The organism is Pedobacter indicus, from assembly GCF_003449035.1.
GTDB lineage: Bacteria > Bacteroidota > Bacteroidia > Sphingobacteriales > Sphingobacteriaceae > Albibacterium > Albibacterium indicum.
On record NZ_QRGB01000001.1, the window covers coordinates 2597399 to 2614349 of the forward strand.

Here is a 16951-nt window from a genome sequence, read left to right on the forward strand (position 1 = left end):
ACCAGCAAAATAGAAAAACGAATAATACGCAAATAAACCTCCGCTAATGGAGGTTTATTTGTTCTTAAGAGACAATAAAACAAATCAAATCATGAAGCATACAAGAATAAAGGATGTACTGGATTCTGATGACTTAGGGAAAGAGTTTACGGTAAAAGGCTGGGTGAAAACGTTTAGAAACGATCAATTTCTTGCTTTGAACGATGGATCATGTCTCAGCAACCTTCAGATCGTTATCGGCATTGATAAGTTCGAAGAAAAAAAAATAAAAAAATTACATACTGGCGCCGCTGTTGCTGTCACCGGTACTCTTACCGAATCATTGGGAAAAGGACAACGTGTTGAGCTGAAAGCGGAAAAGTTGGAGATATTGGGTGAAAGTGACCCGGATAAATTTCCTTTACAACCTAAAAGACATAGTCTAGAGTTTTTACGGGAAATAGCACATTTACGGTTCCGTACAACCACCTTCAATGCAATCTTTAAAGTCCGAAATGCACTGGCATTTGCTATTCATCAGTTTTTCAATGACAAAGGTTTTGTCTATATCCACACGCCAATTATCACGGGTTCCGACGCTGAAGGTGCGGGTGAGATGTTTCAGGTTACAACACTTGATATAAATAACCCTGCACGTAATGATAAGGGAGAGGTTGACTACAAAGAAGATTTTTTCGGCAAGCCAACGAACTTAACTGTTTCCGGACAATTAGAAGGGGAATTAGCGGCAATGGCTTTGGGTAATATCTATACCTTCGGTCCTACTTTCAGAGCTGAAAACTCCAATACAACAAGGCATTTAGCCGAGTTTTGGATGATTGAACCAGAAATGGCTTTTTATGACAATAATGACAACATGGATCTCGCTGAAGAGCTCTTAAAATATGTCATAAAATATGCGCTGGAGAAATGCCCAGATGAAATTGAGTTTTTAAGAAATCGTCAAGTAGAAGAAGACAAGAAGAAACCTCAAAACGAGCGTTCGCCGATGGATTTAATTGAAAAATTAGAATTCTGCCTGACAAGCGATTTTGAACGAATTTCGTATTCAGAGGCTATTGAGATTCTTAAACGTTCTAAGCCAAATCAGAAAAAACAATTCAAATACCTGATTGACGAATGGGGAGTTGATCTTCAATCGGAACATGAGCGTTACCTAGTAGAAAAGCACTTTAAAAAACCGGTTATCCTTTCAGATTATCCTGCTGACATCAAAGCTTTTTATATGCGGCAAAATGAAGTTGATGAAGAAGGAAGAAGAACTGTTGCAGCCATGGATATTCTGTTCCCTGGTATCGGAGAAATCGTTGGCGGATCCCAACGGGAAGAACGTTATGATGTGTTAACCGATCGGATGGATGAGATGAACATTCCAAAGGAAGAAATGAAATGGTTTCTCGATACCAGACGCTTTGGAACAGCTCCACATGCAGGATTTGGTCTCGGCTTTGAACGTCTAGTTCTCTTTGTAACCGGTATGACCAATATACGTGACGTTATACCATTCCCTCGTTTTCCAAAAAGCGCTGAGTTTTAATAACAGATCATAAATAATAGATCGCGCTAACACTCTCATTAAAATGAGCTAATGGATGGATCAGGAAACCATTAGCTCATTTTAATTGTTAATGAAGAAACACTCAACAGCTACTAAAATGTTTATAAAAATCTATGAAGAAAACCCTAACCCTAAAAGTATCGACCAAATAGTCGATATCCTAAGGAAAGGTGGCGTCATCATCTACCCAACCGATACTATTTATGGTATCGGTTGCGACATAACAAATCAAAAAGCAATCGAACGTGTCTGCCGGATTCGCGGATTAAACAAAAATAAAGCAAACCTCTCTTTCATTTGCAATGACCTCACATCAATTTCGCAGTATACCAAACCTTTGGATAATGCAACATTTAGATTGTTAAAACGATCATTACCAGGACCATTTACATTTATTTTCAATGCTAGCAGCCAGGTACCTAAACTTTTAAGTTCGAAAAAGAAGACTGTCGGTATCCGTGTCCCCGACAATAACATTTCCCGTGAAATTGTAAAGCAACTCGGTAACCCCATCGTATCCACATCAATTCACGATGAAGATGAAGTTATCGAATACTCAACAGATCCTGAATTAATTTACGAAAAATACGGATCAATCGTAGACGCCGTCATAGATGGCGGTTACGGAAAGAATATCCCCTCAACAGTTGTAGACTGTACAACCGGCGATTTCGAGGTCATAAGACAAGGAGAGGGCGATCTGACAATGTACATTTAATGCCAATGCTCACCCATTTAATGTCGACGCTCATCGCTCATTCTGCACTTATGCTTTTAACTTTTCGATAAAAGGAGAGATTTTATCCAAATAGTCGTCTGTTTCCAATTGCTTGACGAATGCGGTACCAACGATAGCACCATCAGCAACCTCAGCTGCCTGTCTAAAACTTTCGCTATTTGATATTCCGAAGCCAATAACAAATGGATTCTTTAAATTCAACTGCTTAATCCGATTAAAATAAGCCAATCTATCTTCTGATATATCAAGATTTTTGCCAGTTGTAGATGATGAAGAGAGCAAATAAATAAACCCGGTACTAAGTTCATCTATTTTACGAATTCGCTCATCACTGGTTTGTGGAGTTACTAAAAATATATTGCTTAATCCGTTTTGTGCAAATACGTCCTGGTACAATTCTTCATATTCATACATAGGTAAGTCAGGAATAATAACTCCATCGACACCCACTCTCGCACAGGACTCACAAAATCGCTCAACCCCATATTGGATTACAGGATTTACGTAACCCATCAAGAATACGGGAATAGTAACCCGTTTTCTTAAATCAGCTAACTGTTCAAACAAGACATCCAATGTCATTCCATTCCTCAGTGCCACCTGAGAAGCATGTTGGATAACCGGACCATCGGCTAGCGGATCAGAATAAGGGAAACCGATCTCCAAAAAGTCAACACCCGAATTTTCCAAGCGCTCTGCAATTTCAAGCGTACTGTCCAACTTCGGATACCCAGCTGTATAATAGATAGATAGACGATTTTTATCTTCTGTATTAAATAGTTCTTTTATTCTATTCATTTTATGAATCTTAAGTTAAACGCAACCAACATATTAAAGCGAAAAATACTTCATATAATTATCAAGGTCTTTATCTCCCCGGCCAGATAAACACACGATTATATGATCGTCTTTTTGAAACCTCATTTTCTCCAATTGTGCCAATGCATGTGCGCTCTCAATTGCCGGGATAATCCCTTCCAGCTGAGTCAAAAGTAAGCCTGCTTGCATTGCTTCATCATCGGTGATACTTACATATTCTACGCGTCCGGTCTCATGTAAGTAAGCGTGTTGAGGTCCAATTCCCGGATAATCCAACCCGGCAGAAATTGAATAAGGCTCGATAACCTGACCATCTTCCGTCTGCATCAAAATCGTCCGGCTACCATGGAGCACCCCCTCCTTCCCTAGTACAGAAGTTGCTGCAGATTGCCCGCTATGTACACCTTTTCCTGCCGCTTCAGCTGCGATGAGTTTTACACCTTCATCATCCAGAAAATGATAGAACATACCAATTGCATTACTCCCACCTCCTACGCATGCCATCACATAATCAGGAAGTTTTCCTGTTCTATCCATAATCTGTTGCTTTGCTTCCGATGAGATGATCGACTGAAAGCGAGCAACCATATCAGGGTAAGGATGTGGTCCTACGACAGAACCTATGATGTAGTGCGTATCTACCGGATTATTAATCCAGTCACGGAGAGCCTCATTGGTCGCATCTTTCAGAGTCTTACTTCCAGATTCTGCGGCAATGACTTTCGCTCCCATCATCTTCATTCTCGCCACATTGGGTGCTTGACGCTCAATATCTACCGCGCCCATATATACCACACATTCCAGACCCTTTAAAGCACAGACTGTCGCTGTTGCAACCCCGTGTTGGCCGGCACCCGTTTCAGCGATAATTCGCTTTTTACCTAAATGCTCAGCCAATAATATTTGCCCAATCGTGTTATTAATCTTATGTGCACCAGTATGGTTCAGATCCTCTCTTTTTAAATATATATTGGCTTGATACCGCTCTGACAAACGCTCCGCTAAATAAAGTGGTGAGGGCCGGCCAACATAATCATGGAGCAGCTTATCGAAATCACGCCTAAAGTTTTCACTCTCCATAATCTTAATATACTCCTGCCTAAGTTCTTCCACATTCGGATACAACATCTCAGGAATATAGGCTCCTCCAAACTTACCATAGTAGCCTTTATCATTAACTTGGTATTTACTCATTATCTTTGTTTTTAATTCTATTTTAAAACTGACTTCAGTAAAGTAATGTCCTTTACACCGGGCTCTACTTCGAACCGGGAATTGATATCAATACAATAAAGCCTTCTATCTTCTAACGCTTTTGCACCATACAATGTATCCTTGTCGATTCCTCCGCTCAGAAAATAAGGCGTTTCTTCCTTATAGTTCCCTAAAACACCCCAATCAAACCGCTTTCCCGAGCCACCATATGAGATCGTTTTCGTATCAAAAAGAAAATAATCCACTACTTGCGTATAGCTCTTCAATTGATCGAAATCAAAACCTTGGTCCACACCAAAAGCCTTTATTAATTCCACGTTCTTTTCGCGAACACGTTGGCAAAACTCCGGGCTTTCATTCCCATGCAATTGCACAGCATCGAATTGATAACGCCTGAGCACGTCGTCAATCGCTTGCTCTGTGGCATCAACAAATACAGCAACCTTCTTAATCTGTTTTAAATCATTCAGAAAGTCGAGATTACGATCCCCTATATAGCGCTTCGATTTTGGATAAAAGATAAAGCCCATATAATCGGGGCCTAAAGCTGCAACATCCAACACATTAGCTTGCTCTCGTAGACCGCAAACTTTCGTTTTTACATTCATTGTTTTAATAGCGCTTTAAATTTGTTAAGTGCATGCCCCCCTAACAAGGACTCTTCTGCTTTATAGTAACAATCGCCAAAAGACGCTTGCTGATCAATCGTATTAATAGCAATTGCCGCATTCACTAACACCACGTTGTTCTGAATATCATTCCCTTCCCCGCTTAAAATCTTTTTAAATATTTTTGCAGCCTCTTCAACAGTTTCTCCACCACGAATTTCTTTTGGATCAATTACTTCAAAACCTAGTTCTTTTACTTTAACTATTTGTTCAGCCTGGTGGGTAATAATCTTATAGTCTCCAGTTAACGACACCTCATCATATCCATCCAAAGCGTGAATAATACTAAATTGCTTATCCGTCTTCTGATATATATAACCATATAAACGCGCCAGCTCCAAACTAAATACACCTACCGATTGGTACACCGGATTTGCCGGGTTAATCATCGGCCCCAACATGTTAAAGAAAGTTTTAACGCCAAGCTCCTTCCGGATCGGAGCAACACTCTTCATCGCCGGGTGAAAAAGCGGCGCATGGAGAAAACATATATTCGCTTCGTCCAATGATCTTGAAATCTCATCCTGATCGTTAGAAAACTGGTAGCCCAAGTACTCCATGACATTCGAGGAACCACAACCAGATGACACGCCATAATTACCATGTTTCGCTACTTTATGTCCGGAACCGGCTACGATAAACGACGCTAAAGTGGAAATATTAAACGTATTTTTTCCGTCGCCCCCAGTACCGCATAAGTCGATTAATTGATAACCGTTGTAGTCGCGCTTTAAACTCAGGTCATACATGGAGTCCCTAAAGCCCGCCAACTCCTCTTCACGAATCGAACGCATACTGTATGCAGTCATAAAAGCCGCTATTTGTGAAAGATTATACTTTCCGGTAGCAATATTAGTTAAGATTTCATGGGCTTCCTTCCGACTAAAGCTGCGATGCTCAAATAGGTGATTTAAAATTTTTTTCATTTTCGTTCAAAAAAAAAGCTTGTCGTTTATCGACAAGCCTCTGTTCCTTATTATAAAATATTAATGTATAGAAGTCATGTCACAAGGTTATCCTTTGTGCCACCACCAGTTAATATTTACGTTATTATTATTCATTCTCTGTTATGAAGCCAAATATGAATAATAATTTTGAAACATGCAAACATTTATAAAAATGCCTCTATTATTCCGTTATCGCCGTATCAATTGCATCCAAAGAATCCATTGTTGCACTATCAACGGGTGTATCGTCTAACACAGTTGCATTATTTTCTACAGAGCGGATACCTCTCGTTTTTCTCGCTGCATTTTCGGCAACAATCCGATCCACCTCATTTTCAAACTGACCACTAAATGTTGCTACCCCATCTTCGACAACAACATCCACCCCTGCTGGCAAGCTTTCCTCAATCGCCTGTTGTGCCTTCACATCCGTTTTATTAGGAGAAGAACAAGCAAAAATCAATAGACTCACCATCATTAATACCGGAAAAAAGAAATTGAACTTTTTCATAATACTTGAATTTTAGGTTTTAAGGCTATGTAGGTTTTTGATTTGAATATAGTAAAAAAGTTCCTAAGTAACAAGCTTTTAGTCAGAATAAAGACAAAAAGTATCACTAATATGAAAGATAATTTTGATTATCACCTCAAAATTGGATAGATTTATATTCTAATCATCATAACTATGATTGCTGTTTTGACGGGTGACATCGTAAATTCATCCAAAATTGATATTAATGAATGGCTACCTCTGCTAAAAAAAAGTCTTTCACAATTTGGCGAAACGCCTGCCGATTGGGATATTTATCGTGGGGACAGTTTTCAACTAAAAATAAACAAACCTGAAGGAGCCCTTCAAGTCGCTCTAGCTATCAAAGCATCTATTAAAACAATTAAAGATCTTGATATTAGAATATCGATCGGGTTTGGCGATATTAACCACTCCGCAAAGCGCGTCACGGAATCCAACGGCAGTGCATTTATCTATTCGGGAGAAAAGTTTGAAACCTTAAAAAAGGACAAGATAAACCTGGCAGTCAAAAGTGATAGGCAAGATTTCGATTCCGATATCAACATGTTCCTGCGCTTGGCTCTGCTTATCATGGATCACTGGACTGAAAATTCAGCCGAAATCGTCAGCTTAGCTCTCAAATATCCAGAAAAATCACAAGCGGAGTTGGGTGAGTTGATCGGTATTAAACAGAACACCGTCAGTACGCGACTTAAGCGATCGGCTTTTGAAGAAATACTCGCAATGGACGCTTTATTTCGCGATAAACTAAAGAGACTGTAATGATCGTATTATTAAAACTGCTATTCGCGCACCTTTTGGGGGACTTTATCCTGCAACCAACCAAATGGGCCAAAGCCAAAGAGCAATTGAAAATCAAAGCATACCAGCTATATATCCACATCGCGATCCATTTTGCATTGGTGATGCTCTTCATGTGGAACTGGAATTTCTGGCCGTGGGCACTGATTATCGCCAGCAGTCACCTGATCATCGATAGCCTAAAGATCTATCTACAAACAAAGAAAAATGCGAGACTGCTGTTTTTCATCGATCAGTTATTACACCTTTTGGTAATTTTAACGATCTGGGTTCTCTATAGACAAGACGTCTTGGCTTGGTTTCAAACTGTCGACCAGACCACCTTTACTCAAGTTATGCTTTGGACGCTCACCTTTGTTTTTTTAACAAAACCCTTGTCGATCGCCGTTCGGATTTTCATCTCAAAATGGACGCCTGATACAGCAAATAAAGAAGATGACTCCTTAGAAAGCGCAGGCGAATATATAGGCTACCTAGAGCGTTTACTGATCTTCTTATTTATCGTAATCGATCACTGGGAAGGTGTTGGTTTTCTTTTGGCTGCGAAATCTATTTTCCGCTTCGGCGACCTTACTGCTTCCAAAGACCGCAAGTTGACAGAATATGTCCTCATCGGAACGCTCGTAAGCTTCGGCAGCGCTATCGCCGCTTCGCTTCTATTCAAATATGGTCTAGCTTTAATCAGCTAAGAAAGGCAATCGTCAGTTCAATGGATGATTGCTATAGATATGATATTCGCCAGCTTTTAATATGGTTTCTAATTTATCCTCCTGAAGTATAATTTCATCCCCATTCACATAGTCTGTCCAGCTACCCGATTTTATCGGAATGACAATCGTCTGTTCCGTGACATCGAAATTACCGATAACCCAAACTTCATTTTCGCCTTGCTTCAAATGGATTGTTTTTACAGCACCAGAAACCTCATATTCCACGACGTCCGTACCAAATATCGGATTATTGATTTTCATTCGAATGTATTTAGCAAAAGCTTCCTTTAGCTTATTGCGATCCTCATTCTTTAAGTAATTCCAGAGAACTGGTTTCTCACCGGTGCGACCGTTCTGATCAATTGACACATCGTAGCCTACCTCACCAAATTGCCATATCATTTTCGGGCCTGGTGCTGCCATTAAAAATGCAACCACCATTTCCTGTCGTTCAAGCGCAGTTTTCAAATTCTTCACGTCATAACTCCCCGCTGAATTCCCCCATTGCAAGTTTTTATACATCATGCGTTCTTCGTCATGGCTTTCCATATAGCTTATCAAATGATCAGCTACCGGCAAGCCCCGGTTTGAATAAAACATACGTGACAAATCTGAATTTTGAACCCAGCCCATTGTTGCTTCATTAAAAGCATAATTCATATTATTCCACAACATCATGCCCTCTGCAGCCAAAGCACTTTCTTCCTCATCCACAGCAAAATGCTCCAATATAACGTAGAAGCCATCGTCATCGAGCGACTTGATATAATCGTTATAGTTTTTCCAGATAGCGATCCGACTCGCGTCAAACGCTGACCAGGCTCCGACACCTCCATCTCCCGTTCCCGAATCTTTCTGCGTAAAGCCTTTCGAAAGATCAAAACGGAAACCATCAATTCGATACTCCTCCATCCAAAATTTGATCACATTTTTTACAAAAAACCTGGTATCAGCACTCTCATGATCGAAATCATAACCTACATTAAAGGGATGCTTGGGAACAGAGTTAAACCATGGATTCTCATCTGTAGGCGCCTTCTTCTGTTCATCAAAGTACAGCTGCACCATGGGCGACTGACCGAATGAATGATTTAATACCATATCCATAATCACCGCAATCCCAGCTTCATGGCACTGATCAATAAAGTACTTTAACTGATTAGCCGAACCATAATACTTATCCACCGCAAAATAAAAAGACGGATTGTATCCCCAGCTTAAATTTCCTTCAAATTCATTAACAGGCATGAGCTCTACTGCATTCACGCCCAAACTTTTCAAATAGCTGATCGTATCAGCCAATACTTTGTAGGTATTCTTTTCCAGAAAATCCCGGACTAACAACTCATAGATCACCAAATCATTCTTAGCCGGACGGTTAAAATTAGTAAGCTTCCATGAATATGGTTCCACTTTCATCTGAAGTACACTGACAATTCCATTGGCTTTTCCATCGGGGTAGCTAATATCACCGGGATAACGTTGGCTATCTATATATGGGTCATTTTGTGGGTCAAGTATCTTTTTCGCATAAGGGTCTGCAATGCGAATTTCACCGTCCACCAGATATTGATAGGTATATTCGTCGGAATCATCCAATCCATTCACCTGAATCCACCACCGTTTACCATCCGGAGTCCGGTTCATCAAGCTGTTTTCACTTGCCGTCCAATTATTAAAATCGCCCAATAGGTGCACCTCGTCCTTACCCGGTGCAAACAAATTGAACAAGACTGCAGACTCATCCAGAATATTAGCTCCATCTACCATGCCTTCAGGCAATTCCTTTTCTTTCGAATCTGGCTGACCGGTATCCTGAGCGGGTAAATCTTTTTTCTTGCAAGCCGTACCCACCAGAAACAGAAGAACCGAAAATAATAGTAAGAATTTTTTCATAATCAATTCGATTTAAAAGCGGCACGCTCGTCCTTCACAAATAAAACCGAGATCGCTGCTATCACCATGGCAACGCCCGCCAATATAATTGCATAAATCGCCTCCCCATCGAAAAACTGCTTTACCATCCAGCCGCCGAAAAATCCATTCACAATTTGTGGAAAGGTGATAAAAAAGTTAAACAAGCCCATATAAACCCCCATTTTATAAGGAGGCAGAGAGTCCGCAAGAATCGCGTAAGGCATCGCGAGAATACTTCCCCATGCAAAACCGATACCGATCATGGAAAAAACAAGCAAGTTTGGATCATCTATAAAGAAAATAGATATTAACCCAATTCCTCCCGCCGTAAGAGAAATCGCATGTGTTCGTTTCCTGCCAAATTTCCGTGCAATCAGTGGTAGCGACAAAGCGAACAAAGCAGAAACTCCATTGTATATACCAAACAGAACACCTACCCAGTTAGCCGCATCTGCATATGTAGACGATGATGTATCTGAAGCATTTAAACCGTAGACATGCTGCGCAATCGCTGGTGTTGAGAACACCCACATAGAAAACAGCGCAAACCAAGAGAAAAACTGAACTAAACCCAACTGTTTCATGGCTGTGGGCATAGCAAGAAAGTCACTGATAATATTCTTCAAGCCTTTGTTTCGTTCCTCTTCTTTTTCAATGCCCGGATGAAAAGCCGATAGCTCCTTATCCGTATATTCTTTTGTTGTAAATACAGTCCGCCCCAGCGCCAATACCATCACAGCAGCACCGACATAAAATGAAAAAACCACATTATCCGGAATATGTCCTTCACTCGCTGTTTTTTCCACACCCATGTATTCAGCTAATAGATAAGGTAAAGCGGAACCTAATACCGCACCAATTCCAATTAAACAAGTCTGGATTGAAAAACCCTGACTGCGTTGCTGGCTAGATAGGTTGTCCGCAACGAGCGCCCGAAATGGCTCCATCGCCACGTTGAACGAGGCATCCATGATCATGAGCATTCCAGCACCAATCATCAGCGGCGGAATGGCTATGGTAAAGAGTTGACCAGCATTGGGCATTAAAACCAAGGCAATCGCAGCAAACAATGCACCAGCCAATATATAAGGTCTCCGCCGACCAAGGCCTGTCCAAGTCCGATCGCTGTAATGGCCAACCAGAGGTTGTACGATCATCCCTGTTAGAGGCGCAGCAAGCCAAAAAAGAGACAAATGTTCAATATCGGCACCATAGGCCTGTAGAATCCGAGAAGCATTTCCATTTTGAAGAGCAAAGCCAAACTGAATTCCAAGGAATCCGAAACTCATATTCCAGATCTGCCAGAATGATAAAGTTGGTTTTGTAATTGGCTGCTTATTCATTTTCGTGGTCGCTTAGGTTCTTAATATGCTATTTTTTCTTCATTTCCAGATTTTTTATTTGGAATTTCAATCTTGCATGAAGCACGAACCGTATAAGTGTCATCGAATAGCCCAATTAACAAATCTGCGTCGGCAGATTTGTTTGATACTTGAACGCTGTTTTCAGAAATTTCAATTTGGAGTACGATACCACGAAAGTTCATCATAAATGAATAACACTCCCATTGCTTAGGCACGATAGGCGAAAAGCTCAACAGATCATTTCGCACCCTCATACCTGCAAAGCCTTCAACTACACTCATCCAGCTCCCAGCCATTGATGTAATATGCAAACCATCTTCCGTATCATTATTGTAGTCATCCAAATCCAATCTGGCGGTACGCAAATAAAGTTCGTAGGCTTGCTCTCCCCGGTTTAACTTTGCCGCCAAAACAGCATGCACACAGGGGGACAAGGAACTTTCGTGAACCGTACGACTTTCATAAAAGTCAAAATTCCGGCGCAGTGTCTCCAAATCAAACTTCTCTTCAAAAAAGTATAGTCCCTGCAATACATCAGCTTGCTTAATGAAAACCGAACGTAGTATCCGGTCCCAACTCCATTTCTGATTTAACGGGCGGTGCTTAGGATCCAAATCTTTTACCAACACCTGTTCTTTATCCAAAAAGCCATCTTGTTGTAGAAAAACACCTAAGACTTTATCTTCCGGGAAATACATCTGCCGAATGATCGACTTCCAACGATCAATTTCTTTGTCAGCTTTAAAATTCGTTCTCGTTAATACATCTTGGTAATCTTCATTCCAGCTCACTTCTATTTCCCTCAGAACGTCGATCGTAAAATTCAAACACCATACAGCAATGGTATTCGTATACCAGTTATTATTAACATTATTCTCATATTCATTCGGCCCCGTTACCCCTAAAATCACATAAGCCTGCTTCTCTTCGCTCCAGTTTACCCGCTGTGACCAGAATCTGGCAATAGCGATCAATACATCAATGCCATAATCAGCCAAATACCTTCTATCTCCTGTATAGGTCACATAATTGTATATCGCATAAGCAACAGAACCGTTTCGGTGGATTTCCTCAAAAGTAATCTCCCATTCATTGTGACACTCTTCTCCATTCATTGTCACCATCGGATACAAAGCTGCACCGTCTGAAAACCCCAACTTCTCTCCGTTCTCAATTGCCTTTTCTAAATGACGGTAACGATAAAGCAATAAGTTTTTTGCAACCCGGGCTTCCGCTGTTCGTAAATAATAAGGTATGCAATAGGCTTCTGTATCCCAGTGAGTCGCCCCGCCATACTTTTCCCCTGTAAAACCTTTCGGACCAATATTTAAGCGCTCATCCTCACCTGTATAGGTTTGATTGAGATGAAATATATTAAAACGGATTGCCTGTTGCGCAGACACATCACCTTTGATAATCAGGTCACTTTCATTCCATTTCTTTTTCCAGGCATCTTGATGCTCCTGCAATAAGTCTACATAACTACGCTTTTTCATCGTAGAGATATTGACTTTCGATTCATTAAGTAGACAAGTTTTTGCTATGTCCATTGAACTAATGAGACTCACATATTTATAGATAGTCAATTTCTCATTTGTTTGTACTTCTACTTTCTGCTTATAACCCACATATTGATCCCGGTTTATTGCCTGCTGTCCCCCTTCTAACTGCTGCCCATCTAAATGTGCCGAATAATAAAAACCCACACAAACTTCAAAGCCAGTCTTCTTGGTCCGCATGGTTAGAAACTGACTGCCATCATCTTCCCGTTGCTCCACTTCTTCCCAGAAATGTTCCTCATAGTTTGCATCAGCATTTCTGACGTCTCCATCCAAACCCAGGTGAAACTCAATGTCTCCATCAAAGTTCAACGGGGTTATTGAATACTGAATCACGCCCATGCGATTATTAGCCATACTACAAAAACGTTGAGCGTGGATTTCAACTTGTTTCCCTGAAGGGAGCTCAACTATCACCCTACGCTCCAAATACCCCTCACGCATATGCAAAATGCGTTTAAACATCAAAATCTTACAATCCGCCAAGTTCAAACGTTCCCCATCGATCCAACTATCTATCTCTATCCAGTTGACAGCATTGAGAACTTTAGCAAAATATTCAGGGTAGCCGTTTTTCCACCAACCAACTTTCGTTTTATCCGGATAATAGACCCCTGCCACATAGTTCCCCTGCAAGCTTTCACCGGAATAATATTCTTCAAAATTTCCCCGCTGCCCAAATCGGCCATTCCCTAAACTAAATATACTCTCGGAAACCTTATTGAATTCAGCGTGAAACCCTTCTTCAATGATGTTCCATTCATCACCTTTTAAATACTTTTTCATTACTTATAGTCTCTTACCCAATTGCCGTTTTCTTTTAAAATGGAGCATAATTTCTTCACATTCAATTCATATAGTCCGCCGACTACCTCGCATGCCTCCCTTAAGTCCTCAACTTTCCCGACACCGATGACCATCATACCCGCCCTTAAAGCTGCTTCTACTCCTGCCCGAGCATCTTCAAATACCACACAGCGAGAAGGCTCTACAGATAGTAACTCGGCTGCTTTCAGAAATACAGTCGGATCAGGCTTAGATTTCGATACCAACGTCCCATCTACCACAACATCGAAATAATTCCTTACTCCTGTTTTTGCTAGTAAAATCTCCGCATTTTTACTTGCTGAACCCACAGCAAGAAGGTAACTTGAGCTTCTCAGTTCTTTCAAAAACTCCGTTACACCTGGAAGGAGCTGTTCTGAATCCATGGAAGCAATCATTTCCTTATACCATTGGTTCTTTAATTCTGCTAAACGTTCAATTTCCTCCTCACTCTTTTGTGAGCCGGCCCAGCTCAGAATCATCTTTAACGAAGATATCCGATTAACACCCTTCAGATGCTCATTATCCTCTTTACTAAAATCAAAACCCAGACTCTGCGCCAGTTTTTTCCAAGCCCGGTAATGATAAATAGCCGTATCAACTAGCACACCATCCAGATCAAAAATACAGGCTTTAATTTTATGGGAACGTTCCCGATGTCTCATAAAAAATTTTGTGAAAATTATAGGTACTTCAGGAAAATCCCGAAGCACCTATAAAGAGATTAATTTTTCTTGATCTCCGCTTTGTATCCGCTTGGATCCATGTGTAAGTTAATCGTGTAATTACCAGCATCTGCTATGGCAATATTACTTCCACCCTGAGTCAAATTGCCTTCCGTTCCACCCATATTGATGGCCCAATCATCGTTTGCTCTGAACTTCATCTCTCCTGCAGTAAGATTGGTTGTTATGGTCCAGGTATAACTACCCTTTCCACCAACAAATGTCATATCGGTATCCGCATCCCAACCGCCTGCCGTTGCATCGCCAATAATACCCCACTTCGTTTTTAAGATTTCATAAGTCAGTGCCTCTTTATCGATCCGCAACCTGTAAAAACCATCCTCATCAACTGTTAAGTTATTATCGCCTTCTTCGGCAGTCAATTTTCCATCGCCCGCATCTCCAAGGCCACCTTCCCAGCCATCTTGCGTCGGCAAGAACTTAAATCCTCCGTCAGCCGCTACCAGATAGACAAAGATTTCAAATTTATCTTTACTCACGTCGTCCTCACCGGTTTGATACATCTTCATCGGAATCGCTGCAGATGGTTCCCATCCCGCTCCGGTTGATCCGCCCACCAGGAAAAACACCGGGTCACCCTCAACGAAGGTAATAGCTTTCGTTTTTTCTACATTACCGCCTGCCGCTGAATAACTTACTTTAATCAAGTGTTCGCCCAACCACGCTTCATCAACAGGAACAGCTATTTCGTGACTTAAAATATATTTATTTTCTGCATTGTCTATCGTTTCTGAATAAAGACTCTCTCCACCTTCTGGGGGTACAATTGAAAGCGTCAGGTTACTGATATTGTTCGCTACAAGATCGACTTTCAACGTAGAACCTAAAAGTGCAGAACCCGGTGTCGTTCCACTGATCGACACGATAGACTCATCGATTCCATGCTCTACTTTCTTGCATGAAGCCAAGGTGATTATCCCTACAAAAACCAGGATAAGCAAGCTGTTAATCGTTAAATATGTTCGTTTCATCGTTAATCTGTTTTAGTTATATCCGGGATTTTGGTCCAAGTTTTCGTTTGTGTTGATCGCATCCTGCGGAATAGGGAATATCCTTTTGTAGGTTTCACCAGTATTCGCGGGTTTAAATAGCATAGCATCTTCCCAATGCCCGAAGCGGATCATATCTGTACGTCTGGTTACTTCAAAAGTTAACTCAAGTGCTCTCTCCTTATAAATCGCGTCCAAGGTCAAGTTCGATGCCGTATATAATTTACTTGCATCTCCCGGGAAACCCCTTTTTCGCAATTCGTTGACTAAATCGACTGCCTCAGTTACCGATCCTGCACCACCTCTCAAAATAGCCTCCGCTTTCATCAGGTAAACGTCTGCTAATCGATAAACTACCACGTCGTTTCCAGCGTTATTGCTTACCTGATCTTTATCCGGGTAATATTTTACATTTCTTGCTCCCGCCAAACGTCCTATATTGTCATCGCCACCAATGTCAAAATCTGACCCTGGTAATAAAGCATATGCATAGGGATCGAGGATAACATTAACACCGTTGAACACAAGAGGCTGGCCGGTAGCGTCATATTGCTGACCAGACAACCACTGCTGCGTGCGGTAATCCTCTTCATCAAACAAATCGAAATAGGCCGGTTGGGCACTCCAACCATTCCAGGTATTCACACTCAATCCATAGGTTAACCGGTGACCATAATGCAGTACTTTATTAAAAAGTTGATTACCCGTTGCCCGAGCCGGATCAAAAGGTATTGAGAAGATTGGCTCCGTATTCGAAGGACCGTTATCAGGCATAAATTGAGCTAAATAATCACCCTCCAAGGTATATTGTCCTGACTCAATAACCGCATCAGCATGCTCGACAACTTTATCCCACTGCGCGGTACCTGTATATACTTGCGCGTTCAGATAAAGCTTAGCCAATAAACTATGCGCCATCCATTTGGTTGGCCGTGCATAAGTCTGTTCAGACTTCTCCTCACTTAGATATTGGAGATTTTCTTCAAGCTCAGTTGCTATAAAATTGAAAATATCAGCTCTGCTTTGAGTTTCAGGCAAATCAGCACGATCATCAAATGTAGTAACCAACGGAAGATTTCCATACGCATCCATCATCAGATAGTAATACCAGGCTCTCATCGTTTTAATTTCAGCCATGGTCTGCGTTTTCAATTCTGATTCTTCCGTTTGTTCAAATATGCTCAAGATACGGTTACATGTACCAATCGCGTTAAAGCCCCAGTTCCAGGCATTTCTGACCACTTCATGCGATGTAGACCAGGTATGGAAATGCATATCGCGCCATTTTCCGCCATCAAACCAGTCACCCCCACGGGTCGGGATTACGACTTCGTCAGAACCAGCCGTTTGCAGATCAAAGTAGTCACCAAAATAACCTCTTGCGGCCGTATAAACCGGCCCGGTCAATGCAACAAACTGTGCTGGTGTTTTTGGAAAATTATCCTCTGTATATGCAGAGTACATTTTATCGTCAAACTTGGTACACGACTGACTAAAGGCCAGAAGCAACCCAGCTGTCAATAAACTAAATTTCTTTATGTAGGTTTTCATTTTCTATCCGT

The 16951-nt window shown here is 41.2% G+C and carries 15 protein-coding genes; 4 read left to right on the top strand and 11 right to left on the bottom strand.

All coding sequences use genetic code 11. The features are described from left to right. Window positions 1-91 precede the first annotated feature (91 nt). Both asnS and D3P12_RS11510 read left to right on the top strand, forming a co-directional pair. Entirely contained in the window at window positions 92-1537 is a 1446-nt protein-coding gene (gene asnS, locus D3P12_RS11505) for an asparagine--tRNA ligase (protein WP_165438736.1), read from the top strand. Between the two features lie 118 nt (window positions 1538-1655). Next, window positions 1656-2276 (top strand): L-threonylcarbamoyladenylate synthase, encoded by a 621-nt coding sequence (locus tag D3P12_RS11510; RefSeq protein ID WP_118195642.1) that lies wholly within the window; start codon window positions 1656-1658, stop codon window positions 2274-2276. Window positions 2277-2324: 48 nt separating this feature from the next. On the opposite strand, the gene trpA is transcribed toward D3P12_RS11510, so the two are convergent. The 5 genes from trpA to D3P12_RS11535 form a co-directional block, all read right to left on the bottom strand. Further along, window positions 2325-3095 (bottom strand): tryptophan synthase subunit alpha, encoded by a 771-nt coding sequence (gene trpA, locus D3P12_RS11515; protein ID WP_118195644.1) that lies wholly within the window; start codon window positions 3093-3095, stop codon window positions 2325-2327. Window positions 3096-3128: 33 nt separating this feature from the next. Next, window positions 3129-4310, bottom strand: a complete 1182-nt coding sequence (gene trpB, locus D3P12_RS11520) for a tryptophan synthase subunit beta (RefSeq protein ID WP_118195646.1) — start codon at window positions 4308-4310, stop codon at window positions 3129-3131. Between the two features lie 17 nt (window positions 4311-4327). Further along, complete coding sequence (locus D3P12_RS11525; protein ID WP_118195648.1) at window positions 4328-4939, bottom strand: phosphoribosylanthranilate isomerase; 612 nt, start codon at window positions 4937-4939, stop codon at window positions 4328-4330. Next, window positions 4936-5925, bottom strand: coding sequence for an anthranilate phosphoribosyltransferase (gene trpD / locus D3P12_RS11530; protein ID WP_118195650.1), 990 nt, complete (start codon window positions 5923-5925; stop codon window positions 4936-4938). Before trpD ends, D3P12_RS11525 begins: the two co-directional genes overlap by 4 nt. Before the next feature lie 202 nt (window positions 5926-6127). Further along, window positions 6128-6457 carry a BON domain-containing protein gene (locus tag D3P12_RS11535; protein ID WP_118195652.1) on the bottom strand — a complete coding sequence of 110 codons (330 nt, stop codon included), beginning with the start codon at window positions 6455-6457 and terminating at the stop codon, window positions 6128-6130. Between the two features lie 174 nt (window positions 6458-6631). On the opposite strand from D3P12_RS11535, the gene D3P12_RS11540 reads away from it, so the two are divergent. Both D3P12_RS11540 and D3P12_RS11545 read left to right on the top strand, forming a co-directional pair. Continuing rightward, window positions 6632-7240 carry a SatD family protein gene (locus D3P12_RS11540; protein ID WP_118195654.1) on the top strand — a complete coding sequence of 203 codons (609 nt, stop codon included), beginning with the start codon at window positions 6632-6634 and terminating at the stop codon, window positions 7238-7240. After that, a complete protein-coding gene (locus D3P12_RS11545; protein WP_118195655.1) occupies window positions 7240-7968 on the top strand; it encodes a DUF3307 domain-containing protein in 729 nt (242 codons plus the stop codon). Before D3P12_RS11540 ends, D3P12_RS11545 begins: the two co-directional genes overlap by 1 nt. 12 nt (window positions 7969-7980) lie before the next feature. Here the strand turns inward: D3P12_RS11545 and D3P12_RS11550 are convergent, their stop codons facing one another. From D3P12_RS11550 to D3P12_RS11575, 6 genes are read right to left on the bottom strand one after another with little or no spacing between them, the layout of a single operon-like run. Further along, complete coding sequence (locus D3P12_RS11550; protein ID WP_118195657.1) at window positions 7981-9885, bottom strand: alpha-amylase family glycosyl hydrolase; 1905 nt, start codon at window positions 9883-9885, stop codon at window positions 7981-7983. Between the two features lie 2 nt (window positions 9886-9887). Then, window positions 9888-11249 (bottom strand): MFS transporter, encoded by a 1362-nt coding sequence (locus tag D3P12_RS11555; protein WP_118195659.1) that lies wholly within the window; start codon window positions 11247-11249, stop codon window positions 9888-9890. A 20-nt stretch (window positions 11250-11269) separates the two neighbouring features. Then, entirely contained in the window at window positions 11270-13615 is a 2346-nt protein-coding gene (locus D3P12_RS11560; RefSeq protein WP_118195661.1) for a family 65 glycosyl hydrolase domain-containing protein, read from the bottom strand. Further along, entirely contained in the window at window positions 13615-14319 is a 705-nt protein-coding gene (gene pgmB, locus D3P12_RS11565; RefSeq protein WP_118195662.1) for a beta-phosphoglucomutase, read from the bottom strand. The genes D3P12_RS11560 and pgmB overlap by 1 nt, the downstream gene beginning before the upstream one ends. A gap of 59 nt (window positions 14320-14378) precedes the next feature. Beyond that, the gene (locus D3P12_RS11570; RefSeq protein WP_118195664.1) at window positions 14379-15371 is read right to left on the bottom strand and encodes a SusF/SusE family outer membrane protein; all 993 of its coding nucleotides are present in this window, start codon (window positions 15369-15371) and stop codon (window positions 14379-14381) included. A gap of 12 nt (window positions 15372-15383) precedes the next feature. Then, window positions 15384-16940 (bottom strand): RagB/SusD family nutrient uptake outer membrane protein, encoded by a 1557-nt coding sequence (locus D3P12_RS11575; RefSeq protein ID WP_118195666.1) that lies wholly within the window; start codon window positions 16938-16940, stop codon window positions 15384-15386. Between the last annotated feature and the right edge of the window lie 11 nt (window positions 16941-16951).